Source organism: Streptomyces sp. NPDC031670 (genome assembly GCF_055580545.1).
In genome coordinates this window covers 32,618-50,032 of sequence record NZ_JBVILC010000028.1, presented here as the reverse complement: position 1 = coordinate 50,032, position 17,415 = coordinate 32,618, and the positions used below count along the sequence as shown (strand labels likewise).

Genomic DNA, 17,415 nt, shown 5'->3' with positions numbered 1-17,415 from the left:
AAAGGCGTTCAACTGCCCAGCGCATACCCGGCCCGCGGCCCCCACGATCTGCGCGCACCGCCGAGAGGCTGCGCCACGCCGCCCCGCCCGCCAGGAAGGCAGCCCTCCCCGGGGCCCGCAGGGCCACGGACACCTGGCGGCCACCAGCGAACACGACGGCCGCCCAACGCGCCCGCTGCCGCGGGCACACCGCACCCGCACCACTTTGTGCGCGTCCCCCAGCCGGGGTCCGCACGCCGCAACAACCTCGGGCCCGGACTGGCCCTGGTTGCTCCGGCGGCGCGCAGCACCCCTGGCGCCCGCCGGCGAACCCGGCCGGCGCCCCCGTACCAGCCTGTCCGTGTGCGGCCCCCAGAAGGGAGGACGAGGTGAGCATTCCCCGTCCCGCTGCCGTGATCTGCGGCCTGGGCTCCTGTCTTCCTCCCCAGGCTCTCTCCAGGCAGGAGGTTGCACGCCGCGCAGCCCTGGACGACACCGATGAGTGGATCCGCGCCCGCACCCGCGCCCGCACCCAGCGGCGTCAGGCCGGCCCGGATATCTGTACCGGTGATCTGGCGGTTGCCGCAGGCGAAGCTGCCCTGCAGTGTGCTGCCGGGTGGGCGCCCGACTTCGTCATCCTCGCTACCACCACGCCGGACCGGCGGTGCCCGGCCACCGCGCCCGAAGTCGCCCACCGCCTCGGCCTGACAGACGTGCCCGCTTTCGACGTCGCGGCTGTCTGTTCCGGCTTCGTCTACGCCACGGCCGTGGCCAGCGGCATGCTGCTGGCGGGTCTGTACGCGCGCCCGCTGGTCATCGCGGCGGAGACCTACTCGCGCCTCATCGATCCCGCGATGCGGGACGCCGCGCCCCTGTGCGGCGACGGCGCCGGCGCGGTATGCCTGCGCCGGGGCGCCGCCGACGAGCCGGGCGCGATCACGGCAGTCGACCTCGGCGCCGACGGAAGCGGCAGCGACCTCATCGCCATCGCCGCAGGCGGCTCCCGCCAGCCCTACGCCACCGACCCGTCCCCGCCCCCGCCCCCGCCCCACCAGCTCTACCTCCGGATGCACGGCGCCCCCATCTACGCCCACGCCATAGCCCGCATGACACAGTCCTCCCGCGCCGTGCTGGCCCGGGCCGGCTGGCCCGCGAGCAGTATCGAGGTCTTCATCGGGCACCAGGCCGACCAGCGGGTCCCCGACGCCGTCGCCGACCGCCTGGGCATCGCCCCCTCCCGCCGCTACGGCAACGTCCGCGAGTTCGCCAACACCGCTGCCGCCTCCATCCCGCTGGCCATGTGCACCGCCGCCCGACTCGGCGTGCTGCGCCCCGGCGCCCGCACCCTGCTGACCGCATTCGGAGCCGGACTGGCCTGGGGCTCGCTCACCCTGACCTGGCCCGACCTCACACCCCACACCCTGCCTCCGCAACCGCACAGCACCCGCGATGCCCCCGCCGCAGAAGGCACCTGACATGTCACCCGTCTATGACACGCTCCTCACCCTGCTCACCGAGAAGTTCGGGATTTCCTCGCAGCAGACCACTCCCGACACGTCACTGGCCGACCTGCAACTGGACTCCCTCGCCGTCGCCGAGTTCTTCCTCGCCCTCCAAGAACGCTTCACCATCTCCCCTCGGCGCCGACCAGTGGCAGGCCGAACGCATCCTCCAGGACATCGCCAGCACAGTGGAGGCACTGCGATAACCCTCACCACCCCCCGCCCGCCACACACGAGGCGAGGCGAGCATCCACCCGAGCCCACCCTCACCGGCCCGTCAGCCCGGCCCAAGTACTCCCTGCCGCCTCTCGAAGAAACCGGCTCCGCCAGCCGGGCGAACCACGACCGCACCATCCTCCACGCACTCTTCCTCCCGGAAGGGACCTGTCGCCAGACGCCGGCGTACGCCGGGGCCCGAGCTGGCCCTCGCCAAGGGGCGCTGCGACGCCGACACCTCACTTCCCCCCCCCCGGCCCGGGCTCCCTGCGCGCCGCGGACGTACGCGACCGGCTCCCACGCGACCTGCACCGCACCTTCCCCACACCGTGCCGTGGACCAACCCCACCGCCGCCGCCCTGGCGGGCTACCTGCTCCACCAGCTCACCGGCCAGCCCCCTCACACCCGCACCCACAGCTTGACGCCACAACACCCCGGTAAGAGAGGCCCACATGATCACGCGTAGCCGCCTGAGCACCCCGCGCGGCAGCGCCACCGCCCGGCGGGGCCGCAGCCACCGCAGCCGCCCCCGAACCCAGCGCCCCAAACCCACCGCAACAGGGCGTCGGCGGTCCCAGCCGCCCGCCGACACCCCCACACCCCTCCCCCCGGCCGACACCTGGCTGCTGCTCACCAGCGCCCACTCCACCGACGCGGACTGCCTGCCGGCCCAGCTGGGCCGGGAACTGGAACGCCTGGGCCAACGCTGCACCATCATGGGCGGCGCCGCCCTCATCCACCGCCTCACCGGCGCACGCCACGTCGTAGCCATCCTCCCGCCCCCGCCCCCGTCCCGCCCCGGCCCGGCGCACGCCAACACCGCCCGGTCCACCGTCCGCTGGCTGGCCCGCCTCGCCCGCCGCCTGCCCGGCCGGCAAACCCGCCTCTACATCCTGGCCCGCACCGCCGCCGGAACCGACACCATCGCCTGCACCGAGCAAGCAGACCTCACCCGCCTCCTGCGCACCCTGACCCTTCGCCATCCGCAGCTGCGACCCGTCCACATCACCGCTCACCCCGCCACGACTTGCGCAGCCATCGCCCGCCTCCTGCTCGACACACCCCCCGCAGGCGACATCAGCGGGGACCAGTCCCGGCCCCACCGCCCCGCCACGCCACACCCCCGCGTACGGGACACCACTCCCTGTCACCAGCAACCGCCAGCAGTACCAGGAGGAAGAATGTCCCCTCTGACCCATGCCCTCCTGGTGGAAGGCCCCGACGAACTCCCTGCCGCCTACCGGCTCCACCCCCTCACGGTGCCCACCGACAAAGTGACCGTCACCTGGTACGGAGGCCGTGAACACTTCGTCGTCACCGGGGAAATGACCGAACACGACGGCCTGCACTGTGCCGTCTACCGCTGGTCGTATCGCACGCGCATCGCCGAGTAGGCCCCCGGCCTGCCCCACGCCGTTGACAACCGGCCTTCCCACCGACCGCTCCCGCACCACTGCCGGGTCTTCGGTGGCTCCACCCGCCTGCCTGGCAAACAGACCCGTCGTCACCGCGAGCCAGGCCCCGGCACACGGACCCGCCGTCCGGCCTGCTCCCGGCAGTGATCCACGAGCAGCACCCGGCACAGCAAGCCCCCATCAACGTCACCGTCCACGGCCTGGCCCGCGCCCCGCCAACGCCAACGCCAGGGGAGGGGGAGACGAGATGACATCGACACAGCACCCCTGCGAGTTCATCCGGCGTGACAGTGCCGCCCGGCGGCACGAGCCGCGATCCTGGGGCCGTCGCCAGGCGCCAGGCCCGCCAGCGGGTCCTCGACGCCGTCGCCGACCGCCGGGCCTCGCCGCCCGCCGCGGCTACCGCCACGCTGCGCCGCAGGCACCACGACCACGGAGGTCACCTGATATGGCGCACCTGTACGACACCCTCGCGGCCACCCCGGCCGAAAACATCGACGTACCTGCTCAGCACAAGACCCCCCGGTCATCCCTGAGGCGACCTGGAACCCGGCTCTCCCACCGCCGCCGAGCTCTACCGCACCCTTCCCGCGGGAACTTCCCCCAGGGCGTCGGCGTACGGCGGGCGACACGCACCCTGCAAGCCTTCACCAGCACGGCGGAAACTGCGCAGGAGGAACCTCACCGGCCCCGCATGCCGCACCACGCATCCGCGCGGCCCCGTCCGCTTCTCCCCACCCGCGGTCTGCGCAGCCGACGGCCCGCCGGCCCCGTCACTCCTGTCCGGACAGCGGGCCGCTCGCTGGGCGGCTCGCGCTCCTCACCCCCGCCTGACACAACGCCGGCGCCCTCGACGCACCTGCCTGCGCCCGATCCCTGTAGGAGGGAGACACCACCGTGCTCAGTGCGCCGCGCGGACCGCTCTTCTGGCTCGTCCTCATCATCCTGCTGTTCCTGATCGCCATCGCCCCCGTCCCCACCGCCCACACCTTCCTCGACATCGTCCACGGCATCCAACAGTTCTTCACCGGCCTCAAACAGTTCATCCAGACCCTCAGCACCTCCTGAACCCGACCACCCCTCAAGCCCGGTGACCCCACCGAAAAGAGGCGATCTACATGCGGACCCTGCTCCTCATCGCTGCTGCCTGCGCCCTGATCGCAGGTACAGGCGCAGCCTGCACCGCCGTGAGGGCCGACATCCACATCACCCCGCCGAATCCGGCGTTCACCCTCACCCCCGGCCCGGCCCAGCCGGCGAAGCTGCCCGCCACAGTGACAACAACGGCCCCCGCCCCCACCACCACGCCTTCCCACAGCGCAGCCCCCGCCCCCACACCCCAGCCCACCGAACCCAGCCCTACCGCCACACCCAGCCACACCCACCCGCCGCTCCCCCCGACCCCGTCGATCATCGCGCCCGCCTGCCCCACCGCTCTCCCCTGGCAATCACCCGCACCGGCCGAATGCCTGACCAGCCCCACGCCGACGCTCTCCTCCTCCTGTCAGCCCCCGGCCCCGCCCTCCCCGCCCGAGACCCAACTCCCCACCACCGCCACCCGCAGCAGTGACGATCACACAGCCGTGCCGACGGCCTCTCCCCACGGGGCCCCGCCCCTGGGGCACGCCGCTGCGCCCTCACCGCGCTGACACGCGCTTGCCGGTGGCCTGCACACACCAGGAAGGACGACGGCGGCTGCCTGCTCACAGGTACAGTCCCGAGTCTGCCGAGTGGCGGGATACCAGGACGAAAAGGGGGGCGGCCGTCACCGGACCAAGAGGGTGCGGGCGAACGCCCCGCCTTCAGAGCGCCGCACAGCCCCAACGGAGATCGTCCGGCCTGTGGACCAGGGGTCGCGACACGGTTTCGTCCCCGTGCCGCAGGAGTTCGTACGGGAGGCTGATCTGCCCGGGTTGTCGGCCTTGCGCGAGGCCCGTCACGATGCCAGGAGCGGCCGGGTGAACCGCGCCTGCTCGCTCACCGCGGCGTGAATACCGCCGCAGCCGCGGCAACAGCAATGGTCAGGACGGCGAAAGCGAGTATGAAGGCCCGCATCCAGCTGGCCGGTGCCGGTGCGGGCGTGCCGTCCTGCCCGACACGGCCGTCATCTGCCCCGCGTCCGTACCCATCCAGCCAGTAGACGCTCGCCACCTCAGCGCTCCAGGAGGGCCTCACGGCGCCGTCGTCGTTCCTGTCCATGCATGGCCAACGGCGCTGGTGTGGGGTGGGACATGCCGCTGAGGGCATCGCAACCCAATTGTGCTGTGACGGCACGTCAGACAAGGAAGGGGCCGGGACGGTTGGCTGTTTCGGACGTGGCCCTGATGCGCGCCGCGTGAGCCGCTGGTGCCCCGGGGCCGGCGTGGGGGCCCTGCCGGTGAGCGCGGTCGGCCGGATGACACGGCGGCCCCTGAGCATGATGACCGTCCAGGCCCTCGAGGACCCAGCAGTTCGTGCGCCCGGGCAGGTACCTGGCGCGGGCCCAGACGAAGCTCTTGGGCCCTTGGGGCGAAATAGGTGTCCACCGGCAGTGGGACATCCGGGTGAACTGACAACTCAAGATCCTTGCGGGCAAGCATCTGGCCTCCCTGTCCGGAATGGCTTTCCGTCCCCCGGGGGTGTGTGTCGCCTTGACGGGCTGCGTTGACTGTCCCGTTGCTGGTTCGGTGCGGGGTCGTTGGGACGGCTATGGAATTTCCTGGCGGCCGGCAACCGCTCCCTGGACCCCGTCCCCTCCTGTCGGGGGCGTACTGGCTCGACTCGCCCGTGCATGAGGCGGATGGTTGCATGTGGTGCACTCAGTTGCAGGAGCCCGATGCCCGTCATCGTGCCGCGAGGCCCGGTGGTCCACAGGGGCGGGGGAACGTTGCCGTGGGCCCGTGGCCGGGTTCCTCCGGCGGGGTTCAAAGGGACGACGACCTGACCGGTGGTGGCCTGGGTGAGCCGAAGGCTGGAGCCCTCGGTCAAAACGATGTGGCCATGGTGAAGAAGGCCGTCGACGGCGGCGGTGGCCGGCGTCTTGGACATGATCGAATCGAATCCTGAGGGGTGCAGGTTCGAGGTGACGATCACGGACCCGCGTTCGTAGGCAGCGTCGATGACGCGGTAGAACGCTTCGGCGGCAGCATGCCGATGTCGTCGACGACGATGAGCTCGCATCTGGCGATCTTCGCGACGGCCTTGGAGACGGTGTTGTCGACGGTCGCCCGTCCGAGGCGGGCGGTGAGCGATCCGAGGGTGACCCAGCAGACCTTCATGCCCTCGTCGATCGCCTTGTTCGCCAGCGCCTTCGCCAGGTGGCTCCTCCTCGTCCGGAGGGCCCCGCGCCGGCCAAGTTCTCCGCGCAGCCGATCCATTCCAGCGTCATCAGGGCCCGCTGAGTCGGGGCCGGGATCGAGGAGTCGGCCTCACGCCAGGAATCGAAGGTCTTCCCGGACGGAAGTTGTGCCTGCGGGCGATGGTTGCGGCGGGTCGCCTCGTCCCGGCCCTTGATCTCTTCTTCCAGCAGGATCTTCACGACTTTGGCCGGGTCCCAGCCTTGCGATCGGGCCATCGCTCTTGAGCTGTCCGCTCTCAACCCAGAAAGCGGGCCACCGGGCGCGGACACGAGCCGCCCTCCAACTGCCCGTACGGCTCGCTCCGCCGGGGGCGCCTCGTCAGGCGGCAACCGGTGGCGAGCTCGACAGCCCTCCCCGGCCCGCACACGACGCGTGCCAGGGGACGGCGGATGCCGGCCCCGGGGTTGCCGGGCAGGCTAGGAGACCTTCTCGAAGCGGGTGACGAAGGAAGCCAGCCGGCCTGTGGTGACGGCCCCGGGGAAGGTCTGGACGGCCTCGTGGCCATCGGTGTGGTGGAGGTGGAGGGTCCAGGGGCGGTGCGCACGGCGGATCGCTTCCGCGGGGGGCCGCGGACGACAGGTGATGATGTGGTCGACGCCGTCCACGCAGTACACCAGGCCCGCCTCCGCAACCCGCTTCTCCTGCCCCGCGGTCCAGGAGAAGCGGACAGCGGCTGCCGGGAGATCGGGAAAACGGTGCAGGGCGTACAGATGCGCGCACTGCGGGTCATGGAGGTCTTGATGCGTCTGCGTCACCCACACCGTCATGTCCTGGCCCACCTCCTTATGGCACCGTGCCCCGACGCCTGCGGGTCGATGACACGGTCACCCGGACAGGCGACCCCTCCGGCCGGAGACAGGCCAAAAACAACACCCCGATGGCCGGAACCACACGCCTCCAGCATGCCGTTGACACCGTCCGCTGCGCGCGACGACCAGACCTGAGCCGCCTGCGCAGCCGCGCCGGCCGCGCCGCTGTTGACCTGGGCAGCGCGCGACGTGCTCGCCGAGCAGACCGGCGACACCCTGACCTGGCAGGCCAGCGCATGTTGCCGACCCCCGCGCCCACCCCGGCAGCCCAGGGCCGTGGCGCCGTCACCGCCCGGACGCGTACCGTGCGCCGCCGCCCGGCGCCGAACCGCTGGTACGACGGGAGGGCTTGGACCAGCTACATCGCCCCGGCCCAGCAAGCGCGTTCGCCTTTTCGTCCCTGATCCGCATCTCGCCTCACAGGACACAGCGCGGCTTGCCGGCACAGGGGTGGCACGCCGTCCGGCCACGGAGAGACGCCGATCTGGCGGCGGCTTGCGGTTCAGCCACAGTGAAGACCCCACTCGCCGCCTGTCAGGGTGATGAAGCGGGCGGTGCTGCCTCGTCGACGCGCGCGGCTATGCGTGCGGCGTAGGAAATGAGCCGCCGCACAGCTGGGGTGTCCCCGCCGCGGTGGAATTCGCGCACCCAAAGGGTTCCTGGCCACGGGCGCAGCAGAGGGCCTCCTGTGGTGCGCAGGCAGGGGGCGCGGCACATTTCGGACTGGGTGGCGTGGGCCCAGACGAAGGCGGAAGCCGCCAGTTGATCGAGGCGCGCGCTGGTGTGGGCGGCGATACCCAGAGCCGGCCAGTCCCCGTGGGGGATGGAATGGCCGGCCAGGGCAAGCCGGCGGTGGTGGTAGTCGATGAGCGGGCCCGCCGCGGCGGCGATCTGGGGGATGCGGCTGAGGGCTTGCACGAAGGCGTTGGCGTGTCCGGGCTGTTTCTCCCAGCGGCGCACGGTGTTGCGTGAGGCGAACCATGCGCTGGCGGGGAGCACGCCCAGGTATTGGGCTGCCTGGCTGTAGGCGAGGTGGGGCGCGGTCATCTGCACGAGGCGTATGGCGGCCTCGCGGGTGAGTTCGCGCCGGGGTCCGTCGAGTTCACTGAGGGGCACAGTCCAGGCCTCAGGCAGCCGCTGGGGCACATGGTGCGAGCGGAACTGGGGGACGGGAGGGTCGGGCGGAAGGAAGCGGGGGCTGCGCCCCCAGTCGCTCTGGAGCAGGGGGCCGAGAGCCTGGTGCAGGTGCGGGTTGGCCTGGCGGGCGATCCGGTGCAGCCGGGCCCGGTAGAGGATCAGCGTCTGACGCGGCAGCGTACGCAGCAGATGGGTGAGGAGGTCCGCCGCGTCGGGGCGGTCGAGGAGTTGGAGGGCGAGGGTGTAGAAGGCGGCGGCCTGGCGGGGGTCGGCGGGCTGGGCATCGACGCTGCGCCAGGGCCGCGGTTCGGCCGTGATGTGGCTCCCGACCTGGTCGATGAGGCCGGGGCCGGTGACGTGCTCGACGGCGGCAGGCCACGTCAGGGACATGAGCAGGAACACCAGGCGCAGATCGGTGAAGAGGCGGTTGGGAGCCTCGCCGTTGCCGGGCGCGACGGCGGCGGCCGCAGCCAGCCGGTGGTGCAGGGCGAGAAGCTGAGGGCCGGGGCGGTCGCCCGGGACTATGGGAGCGGTGCTGTCCAGGCGGTGCCCGCAGGGGGCCGTGGTGGTTGCGTTGCCGGTGTTGCGGCACTGGGCGGGATGCAGGCGCAGAGCGGGCTGGGCCACGAGAGTCGTGGGGGTACGGTCGTCGTCCTGCCGGTGGCCGCCGGCAAGGGCGGGCACGCCGCATGACGGGCAGCGCACCTCCAAAAAGCGCCGGTGGCGGGGGCAGAGAAAGGTGTGCGACAGGCGCCATGTGCCGGGCCAGATCACGGCCTGCGGGCATGCGTCGGCGGGTGGGTCGGCCAGGCACTGGGGGCAACAGCGGCTGAACGCGGTGAACACCCACCCGTCGTTGGCCAGGGCAGGCAGGTTGTGGGGCTCTGCGCGGTAGACGGGGTGCAGCGGGCTGTAGCCGGGGGCCTGCCCGGCCAGGGTCAGCCCCTGCACTTCGGCCGGGGTGAGGCGGCAGGAGCGGGCGAGGCTCGCGGCCTGGTCGGGGTTGAGGCGGATCATGTGGCGCGGTGAAAGGGCGGTACGCCGTACTCCGTGGACCAGGTCGAGGCGCTCAGCAAGGTCCAGCGGCGCGATGCCGAGACGGTGTGACAGACGCAGCAGGTAGCCGGGCAGGAGTTCGCCCGGTACCGGGGCGAGGCTGCGGGGCAACGGGAGGTTCATGCCGTCTCCTGGGCGGCAGGGCCGGGGCCGTGGTCGTCGAATGCACTGTTGCGACGTCGGCGGGGACGGGTGGGGACGGGTGGGATTTCCCCGGAGCGGGAGTCGCGGCCGGTATCCCCGGTGAGGGTGAGGGCGAGGCTGTCGAGGAGGGATGGGGTGAGGCGTTCGGTGCCGGTGGCGATGGCCTGTGAGCAGCCGTCCTCGATGAGGCGTTCCAGCAGCCCGACGACACCGTCGGTCCGTGCGTAGAGGTACTCGGGCATGGTGTGTTCGGTGAGCATGCCCGGGCGGGCCTTGAGGAGCCGCAGATGGTCTTCGATGCCGGCGAGGTGGGAGGTCCAGGCGGTGATCTGGCCGGGGGTGTCGTAGCGGAACCGGTCGAGGTGGACGAGGTCGAAGCGGCGCTCGGTCTGGGTGGGCTCCCAGCCGTGGACCGGCCGACGGCGCTCGCTTGTAGGGGCGGTGGAGCGGCCCTCCCCCATGAGTCCGGAGCCTTCGATGTCCACACCGACCAGGACGAGGGTGACGTGCATGGACATGAAGGCGCGGATCAGGTCGAGGGTGTCCTGGTCATCGGCGCGGTGCATCCGCAGACGGGTGATGTCGTCCAGGACCAGGACCTTCGTGCCGTGATCACCGAGAGACTCGGCGACCTGGCGGACCATCTCGGGCAGGTCCATCCGCTTGGTGCAGGCCCCGTAGAAGTCGAGGATGGCCTTGCAGGTGCTCTTCGGCTTCGCCGTCACGGGGGTCTGCACGTAGGCGACGGGCGCCCACAGGTCGCGGCTGCCGGGCACCGCGTCGGGATGGGTGCGGTGCAGTTCACGCCAGGAGTCCTCGAAGGCCGCGGCGATCTCGCATACGGTCTCGGTCTTGCCCTGGTATCCGCCGCCAGACACCATCACCCCCGCCCTGGTGGCCGGGCGGGCCTTGAACGCGTTCTGCCTAATCCGCGCCGACAGCAGCCGGTCCACGCTCTGGCTCATCGGCGTGGCCAGCAACGGCAGGTTCGCATGCGTCGCCGCCCTGGCCAGGTCCCAGGCGGCCTTCGCGGCCGCCGGCATGGCCCGCCACTTCCTCGCCGAGACGCGCGGCGCCGGCTCGAAGGCATGCCTCGACAGCCGCCACTGCTCCCACCCCGCAACCGAGTCGCGCCGCACATCACCCGTCATCGCGCGCTGCCTCCCGACTCCCTCAGCCCTCGTCACCCTCGGCCGGTTCCAGTACCTCGTCCGGATCTCCTTCGTGCGTAGGCCGGGCCACCGGGTAGAGGGTGCGCGCTGTCAGTGCCTCGCCGAGCACGGGCGCGGGAGCGGGCCGCGCCCCGCCGGTGGCGGCCTGACGGCGCCGGGTGCGGTCGGCGCTGATGGCGTCCGCCACCTCCCGTGCCGGTGCGGGCCGCTGCGCGGGCGTCTGCGGCGGCCGGTCTTCGGGGCGGCGGCGGCTGCGGCCCTGGCGCGGGCGAGTTCGCGGGCCCGGGCGGCGGCCCTCTTGCGCGCCTCGGGGCGTCCGGGCCAGCCCTCTACCGGGGTGACCTCGGCCAGCAGATCCAACAGCACCGGCAGCAACTCGGCGTCCGTACGCGGCCGCAGCCCGCTCCGGGCGGCCGCTTTGAGGACCTCGCTGATCCGGCCATCCCCGAACGCGGGCACCGTGCCCTGGGGCGGCAGCCCGTTCCACGCCAGCGCATGCCAGGCGCCGTCGAGTTCGATGAACACCTGGCGGCAGTCCCTCGGGTCCCGGCGCACCGCCCACTTCCCCCCGTGCCGCCCACCGCGAGGAGCGGGAACGCCTTTGCAGGGGTCGAGCGCCGGACTGTGGGCCCCGTACCACAGGCCGCCGACCTTCACCCCGCGCCGGACATCGACCTTCACGAAGTGCACCGGCAGCAGCTCGTAATACAGCTCCGGCGGCGGGATCTCGACCGCGATGCCGTCTCTCGCCGCAGCAGCGGCGAACAGGGTGTTGGGGCTGTGCCGGCCGGAGGGATCCCAGGCAGGAGCGTGCTGGTCCAGGCGCCGGTTCTGCCACACCGCGACGATCCACGAGGCCAGCAGGTGCTCCATCTCCGCCACCGTCCACGCCGCGTCTCCCTCTGGATCGGCGCCGCGGTCGGCGACATCGATGCCGCGCCAGCCCGGCACGAGCTCCAGCAGCAGGGACTGGATGGCGGCGAAGGCCCGCTCGCACGCCGCCTTGTCGGTGGGCCGCATCGCCCGGGCCGGCAGCAAGTCCACGCCGAGCGTGCGGGCGACCTGGACCAGGTGGTGGTTCTTGAACGCCGCCCCGTGGTCGACGGTGATCGCCTCCGGCGGGAAGAACGGCAGCCCGGCCACCGGCCCGCCCGCCAACTCCGCCACCAGCGTGGCCGGCACCCCCGGGTACGGCCACACCATGCTCTCGCCCCAGCCCGGGCGCATCGGCAGTGGCGAGAGCACGTCCCGCAGCAGCATCGCCACCTCGACCGCTGACTCCGCCACCGGCGTCAGCCGGAACGCGACGATCGAGTGCGTGTACGCATCCAGCGCGATCGTCAGATGCACCGTGACCGGAGTGCCGAAAACGTCGTCGAGGACCTTCACCGGCAACGGGGTCGAGTCCAGCACCACCACCTGCCCCGGCCGCGACACAATCACCGGCGCCCCCGCCGGGGCCGGGGTAGCGGCGGCGGAGCGTACGTAGCGCTGCCGGGCCCCGCCCGCACCGAACCACTCCCGCCACACCCGTGCCAGCGTCGTCCGGTGCGGCACCCGCACCTCCCTGCCCGGGAACACCTCCCGCACGTATTGGTGAATCAACCGCTCCCGTGTAGCCATGCTGATCCGGGACCGGCGCAGGCACTGCTCGTGCACCGCCCGGATCGCCTCCTCCACCTCGGGGCAAAGCGACCGCCGGCCACGCGGAGAGCCATCCCGACGCCCGTCGACCAATCCGGCCGGCCCCCGCTCGCGGTAGGCGGCCGCCATCCGGCCCAGAGTGCGCACGCCTACTCCCGACCAGCCCAGATGCCGGGCTTCGTCCCTGTTCAACGAGCTCAGCTCGACAGCCTTCGCACGGCGCCGCTCCATCAGAGTCGTCGTCGCCGGGTCGTAAGCGGGACGCGGCTCATCCGGCCGGGCCCAGTACCCGCTGCCGCTGCGAAAGCCGGTCTCCACCTCCAGCAGGTGCTCCAGACGCAGCCGAAGCCTCTCGCGCTCGCCTTCGGGCAGATCCTCCAGCCCGAGCCGCTGCCCGGTCACCGCCCGCCCCCGGCGACGTGGACCCAGGAGCCGTCGCTCAGTCCGTGATCGAGGTCGATGGCAAGGCGACGACTCCACAGCAGATGCAGCAGATAGGCACGGGCTATCGCCGGCATCCCGGTCATCGACGCGAGGTGCCCCAGCCGGACCGGCGCTGCCTTCGCCAGGTCCATCAGCCGGTCCTGCAACCTCAGCGGGTCCTTCATCGGACGACGGCGGGCGGCCAGCGCTTCCACCACCTCCACCAACCGCGGACGCCAGCCGGCCACCAGGACATAGGACCACCCGGCGGCCGAGGCCGCCCGGGCGGTCGCCGCGAACTTCACCGCGTCCGTCCGGTCCCCGCGGCCGCCAGGCCGCACGTCCACCACCAGCAACCCGTCATCGCGGAGCACCGCGAAGTCCGGGACATGCTCCACCCGGCAGCCGGCCACCGTGAACCGCAGCGTGAAGGGTTGCGACAGCACTTCCCTGCTCCCCGGCATGAAATCCAGCACGAGAAGAAGCCGCCGCTCCGCCAGGCTTTCGAACCCGTTCAAGCAGCCGGTAGAGGCGCTGTATCCCAAGCCGGGCCGATGCCGCTGGCCCGGACGCCAGGAGAACCGCCGAACCGGCACCAGCCCCGTCGGCGGAGGCCCCGCAGCATGCACCAGTACGGGAACGACGACCTCGGTGCCAGCCGCCGACCACGCCACTCTCCAGCTCCGCAGTGATGCGGCGGCGACCTCGTCCTCGACCCCCGGCGCGATCGCGCACGGGACCACGAGGTCGTGCAGCCCGGCCAGGTGTGACCACACAGCTCCGGACTCGGAAGGTCCAACGCGCAGCCAGCTGTCCACCAGACCAACGCACCACGCCCATGGCGAGTTGTAAAGGGCGACAACGAATCAGCCCAGATCAGCCTCCGCGAGGACTGGCCTTCCCGCCAACTTGAGTGCACAGCACGACAGGTTCAGTGCTCATTGGACAGATTCAGTACTCAGTCACAGCTCGAACGGCAAGGGCAGTTCTCACTCACCTCGCGATGTTCGATTTATGTTCGATATATTGATCTCGGAGGTGCATCGGCAGCCCTCGAAGTGCTGAGAGGCGGATGGTCATGCTGCTGCGAACGGCGTGCGTCTCGCGACCCATGGCGACGAACCCGCCCGCAGCAGGAAAACGAGACACTCTGAGGCATCTGGAGAACCAAGGGAGTGCGGGGTGAACGCCATGACCACAGCCAGCACCCGCCAGCGGTGCGTGATGCGCATCCGCTTCCACCTCGACCACAGCGACGGCGACCTGTTCGACCGGCTGCTACCACTGGTGGAGCAGTTCACGCCGCGCTACCAGCCCGTGCCTCCCGACACCGTCGACCTCGACCTGACCGGTGCGCTCGGCTACTTCGGTCAGGACCCGCACGGCATCGGCCAGCTCCTGCGGCTGCGCGCGATGGCGCTGTACGGCGTCCACACCACCGTGGGTGCCGGCCCCAGCCCGATGATCGCCGCCATGGCCGCAGCCGAGACCTTGCCCGACCGCATCACGGTCATCCCGCCCGACGCCGTCACCGCCTTCCTCGCTCCCCGCCCCGTGGCCGCCCTCCCCGGGGCGGGAGCGGCCACCGCCAGGACGCTGGCGCAGTTCGGCATCACCACCATCGGGCATCTCGCCGCCACACGCTCCGCGACCCTGGCCCGGCTGCTGGGCACCACCACCGCACGCGAACTCCAGACCCGCTCCCAGGGCCACGACCCGCGCCCCGTCACCCGCACCGCACTAACCCGCTCCACCGCCGCCACCCACCGCTTCCCTCACGACGAGCTCGACCCTGATGAGCACCGCCGGGCCCTGACCGGCCTGGCCGACGTCATCGGCCTGCGGCTACGCCAACGAAGCGAGGCGTGCCGGGCGGTAGCGGTCACCGTGCGCTACGCCGATGCCTCCACCACCACCCGCAGCCGCACCCCGCCCGAACCGACCGCCCACAGCAGTGACCTCACCCGCGCCTGCCACCAGCTGTATGCGTCGCTTGGCCTGCAAAGGGCCAGGGTCAAGGAGATCTCCCTGCGCGTCCAGGGCCTGTGCCCGGCCGAACAGGCGCACCATCAGCTGCACCTCGATCCCACCGACGACAAGACCCGCCGGATCGAGAAGGCCGCCGACGCCGCCCGTGCCCGCCTCGGGGCCCACATCATCCGCCCCGCCACCCTCGCCACCCCGCCCGCCTAACGGTCCCTCGGTAAGGAACTTCAGCCCTATGCGTCCCGCCCGCGTCCGTCAGCTCTGTCTCGGCGTCCTGCCCCAAGCCGCCGACATCGCCCGTGCCGAACCGTGGGCAGACGCCGACGCCCCTCCGTACGGCATCGTTGTCACCATGACGTCGGGCAGCCGCCTGTGGGTCATGATCACGTGCGCTCTGGCCCCCGGCGCCCGCATGGACGACGCCGACATCCCCGTCACCGGACAAGTCCTCCCCACAGTGCCGGTCCCTGCCCTATACCAGGACCGAAAGATCACCGCGCGTGCCGCCGAGGACTATCTCGTCGCGATCTCACCAACAGCCAGCACGCGGAGATCGCCCGCGTCTACGGCTACACCGGCCGAACCCCCGCGCAGCACCCCGGCGTCGGCGTCGACTTCCACAGCGGCGCCAGAGCATTCCTGGCCTTCGCGCACACCGCCCGCACCGGCCAGAACTGCGGCCGGGAGCGATACCGGCTGCAGGGCGAGTTCTGAGCAGGAGGCGCTGCCACCAGGAGGCCGCAACACCGCGCAGACCCTACGACCGGCCGCGCAGCAGGAACTCTGAGAAACGAACACCAAGGCAAGGAGCGGAGCGTGACGAGGCACGTGGTGCGGCTGCAGTTCAGGGCGGCCGGTCCGGCCACGGAAGGCGAGTGGACCGTCCCGGAGCCCGCCCTGGCCCGGTACACGCAATGGGTCAGGCTGTACGGATCCGACCCCGACGCCGTGATCAGCCTCATCGAGACCAGCGAAGGCAACGAACGAGTACGCAAGACGTGGACACGCGGCCGCGAGGTCAGCCATCCGGAGTAAGTGCCTCTGCCTGCACCTTGAATCGACAGGTCGAGCCACCATTGCCCGAAGAGAGCGCTTTGGGAAGGCGTTCGCGGAACGGGGCGGTGACCGCTCCGCGAACGGCAGCCATGAGGGGAGTGGGGCTCTAGGGGCAAGGGGGGGCGGGCATCGTGATGACCTTGGGCCAGACGTGGCGGTGGCTCGCACCACCGCCACCCGGCCACTGCCTCCTGCCCACCTGCAAGCAGGCTACCGAGCCCGCCCGCCCGGAGGATCCCGAAGCAGGCACTCAGCCGCCGAGGATGCCGGCGGGCAGCAGGGTGGAGATGCCACCGCCGCTGAGGAGGCCCCCCAGGATAGGGGTGACCTGCCCGAGCAGGCCCGAAGGCGCGTCCGTGCCGGTTGGTACAGGGGCGACAGCTTGGGCACTGACGACGCCCGCGATGAGAAGTCCTGCGGTGAATGTGACGACTGTTGTTGCGCGTACCGCAGTCCGCAAAGCGGCCGTAGGGGCGATCATCTGTCCTCCATGGGTGTCGCAAGGCACGGGCGGACCCGCGTCCGCCCGACTTGATCAAATCGACAACGGCGCAGCGCGCCGAAAGTCACCCCGGGGACTACGGGTTCAGACACAAGCCAACCCTCCACCAGGACGGGAACAGGGGGCGACACGGACCGCAGCTACGTGACGCCGCGGCACGAGGTCCTCGCTCTCGGAGGATGATGAACCGCCCTTCGAGGACTCCACAGGGCTGACGTCACCAGGAGTCGGCACTCACGCAGCAGGCCCACTCCCCCAAGGACGCACGTCAGAAAACCAGCACCTCCGCGACGCCCGCCTGCCGTAAGAAGCCCCGCTGCGAAGAAACGCGCCAGCACCTCCAAGACTGAGTCGCTCCAGTCGCTGACGAAGACCGAGCTCTACGACAAGACGGCCAAGGCCGGTGTCAAGGGACTCTCCCGCATGAGCCGCGACCAGCTCGCTGACGCCCTCCGTCGTACGCACCGCGCCTGAGGGGGCAGGGCGGCCGCGCCGCCCTCGTCTCCCTCGGGGCGACACCGCTCTCGGCGGCCTTCTGACCAGCCGCCCGCATCAGCCAGGGCCCTGACGCTATCTTCTCGATCAGGTGACCGTAATGCGCAGGACGTACTGCCTGCCGGCGCTGATCGCTTCGGCCTGCTCGATCAGGTCGTCGTGTGTGAACCCCAGCAGGGCCTGGTCCGCCGCCCAGTGCAGGAGCGGAAGGATGTCGGCGGCGGGTCGGCCGCGGTGTGAGGCAGCCAGCTGGATGAATATCTGCTGGTAGGAAGCTCCGTAGGAGCTGGCGCTGTCCGTCAGCAGCCGGTCCAGGTCCGTGCTGCCGATGTTGATCTCACCCATGGGCTGCTCCCGTGCGCAGAGGCCCGGCCGCTCCAGGCCCACCTTCACGACGCTACGGGCAGGGTCTGACAGTCCCGGTCCATCCGGACTGGAAACGAGCCGCGTGAAATCGACAAGGTCGCGTCAGGCGGTTACCTGGCGGGTGATCTTTCAGCATGGGCCGTAACGTGCCCCCGTGCTCGTGGCGTTGATCCG

The 17,415-nt window shown here is 71.3% G+C and carries 12 protein-coding genes and 1 pseudogene; 6 read left to right on the top strand and 7 right to left on the bottom strand.

Annotated elements, in window-relative coordinates; translation table 11 throughout:
* The first annotated feature begins 368 nt into the window (after window positions 1-368).
* The 4 genes from ACZ5ID_RS33195 (at window position 369) to ACZ5ID_RS33180 (ending at window position 4,181) form a co-directional block, all read left to right on the top strand.
* Complete coding sequence (locus ACZ5ID_RS33195; protein ID WP_468905479.1) at window positions 369-1,454, top strand: beta-ketoacyl-ACP synthase 3; 1,086 nt, start codon at window positions 369-371, stop codon at window positions 1,452-1,454.
* A complete protein-coding gene (locus ACZ5ID_RS33190; protein WP_468905477.1) occupies window positions 1,429-2,139 on the top strand; it encodes an acyl carrier protein in 711 nt (236 codons plus the stop codon). The genes ACZ5ID_RS33195 and ACZ5ID_RS33190 overlap by 26 nt, the downstream gene beginning before the upstream one ends.
* Window positions 2,140-2,150: 11 nt before the next feature.
* A complete protein-coding gene (locus ACZ5ID_RS33185) occupies window positions 2,151-3,092 on the top strand; it encodes a DUF5988 family protein (protein ID WP_468905474.1) in 942 nt (313 codons plus the stop codon).
* 918 nt (window positions 3,093-4,010) lie between these two features.
* Window positions 4,011-4,181: a hypothetical protein gene (locus tag ACZ5ID_RS33180; RefSeq protein ID WP_468905472.1), complete on the top strand. Its 171-nt coding sequence runs from the start codon at window positions 4,011-4,013 to the stop codon at window positions 4,179-4,181.
* Between the two features lie 1,488 nt (window positions 4,182-5,669).
* Here ACZ5ID_RS33180 and ACZ5ID_RS33175 read toward each other — a convergent pair.
* From ACZ5ID_RS33175 to ACZ5ID_RS33150, 6 genes and pseudogenes are all read right to left on the bottom strand, one after another.
* Window positions 5,670-6,666: pseudogene (locus ACZ5ID_RS33175) on the bottom strand (ATP-binding protein).
* Window positions 6,667-6,867: 201 nt separating this feature from the next.
* Window positions 6,868-7,218: a hypothetical protein gene (locus ACZ5ID_RS33170; protein WP_468905469.1), complete on the bottom strand. Its 351-nt coding sequence runs from the start codon at window positions 7,216-7,218 to the stop codon at window positions 6,868-6,870.
* A gap of 576 nt (window positions 7,219-7,794) precedes the next feature.
* Window positions 7,795-9,576: a TniQ family protein gene (locus tag ACZ5ID_RS33165; RefSeq protein ID WP_468905467.1), complete on the bottom strand. Its 1,782-nt coding sequence runs from the start codon at window positions 9,574-9,576 to the stop codon at window positions 7,795-7,797.
* Window positions 9,573-10,748, bottom strand: coding sequence for a TniB family NTP-binding protein (locus ACZ5ID_RS33160; RefSeq protein ID WP_468905465.1), 1,176 nt, complete (start codon window positions 10,746-10,748; stop codon window positions 9,573-9,575). The genes ACZ5ID_RS33165 and ACZ5ID_RS33160 overlap by 4 nt, the downstream gene beginning before the upstream one ends.
* Before the next feature lie 111 nt (window positions 10,749-10,859).
* On the bottom strand, window positions 10,860-12,815 hold the full coding sequence (locus ACZ5ID_RS33155; protein WP_468905462.1) for a transposase: 1,956 nt from the start codon (window positions 12,813-12,815) through the stop codon (window positions 10,860-10,862).
* Complete coding sequence (locus tag ACZ5ID_RS33150; RefSeq protein ID WP_468905552.1) at window positions 12,812-13,432, bottom strand: TnsA-like heteromeric transposase endonuclease subunit; 621 nt, start codon at window positions 13,430-13,432, stop codon at window positions 12,812-12,814. Before ACZ5ID_RS33150 ends, ACZ5ID_RS33155 begins: the two co-directional genes overlap by 4 nt.
* Window positions 13,433-14,027: 595 nt before the next feature.
* Between ACZ5ID_RS33150 and ACZ5ID_RS33145 the strand changes: the two genes are divergently transcribed.
* Complete coding sequence (locus tag ACZ5ID_RS33145; protein WP_468905459.1) at window positions 14,028-15,029, top strand: DNA polymerase Y family protein; 1,002 nt, start codon at window positions 14,028-14,030, stop codon at window positions 15,027-15,029.
* A 609-nt stretch (window positions 15,030-15,638) separates the two neighbouring features.
* Window positions 15,639-15,857 carry a hypothetical protein gene (locus ACZ5ID_RS33140; RefSeq protein WP_468905457.1) on the top strand — a complete coding sequence of 73 codons (219 nt, stop codon included), beginning with the start codon at window positions 15,639-15,641 and terminating at the stop codon, window positions 15,855-15,857.
* A 1,105-nt stretch (window positions 15,858-16,962) separates the two neighbouring features.
* Here the strand turns inward: ACZ5ID_RS33140 and ACZ5ID_RS33135 are convergent.
* Window positions 16,963-17,220 (bottom strand): hypothetical protein, encoded by a 258-nt coding sequence (locus ACZ5ID_RS33135; protein ID WP_468905455.1) that lies wholly within the window; start codon window positions 17,218-17,220, stop codon window positions 16,963-16,965.
* Window positions 17,221-17,415 lie beyond the last annotated feature (195 nt).

Coding starts and splice junctions, on each gene's coding strand:
- ACZ5ID_RS33190 (WP_468905477.1), top strand. CDS start 1,429: ATGCCCCCGCCGCAGAAGGCACCTGACATGTCACCCGTCTATGACACG.
- ACZ5ID_RS33185 (WP_468905474.1), top strand. CDS start 2,151: ATGATCACGCGTAGCCGCCTGAGCACCCCGCGCGGCAGCGCCACCGCC.
- ACZ5ID_RS33170 (WP_468905469.1), bottom strand. CDS start 7,218: ATGACGGTGTGGGTGACGCAGACGCATCAAGACCTCCATGACCCGCAG.
- ACZ5ID_RS33165 (WP_468905467.1), bottom strand. CDS start 9,576: ATGAACCTCCCGTTGCCCCGCAGCCTCGCCCCGGTACCGGGCGAACTC.
- ACZ5ID_RS33160 (WP_468905465.1), bottom strand. CDS start 10,748: ATGACGGGTGATGTGCGGCGCGACTCGGTTGCGGGGTGGGAGCAGTGG.
- ACZ5ID_RS33145 (WP_468905459.1), top strand. CDS start 14,028: ATGACCACAGCCAGCACCCGCCAGCGGTGCGTGATGCGCATCCGCTTC.
- ACZ5ID_RS33135 (WP_468905455.1), bottom strand. CDS start 17,220: ATGGGTGAGATCAACATCGGCAGCACGGACCTGGACCGGCTGCTGACG.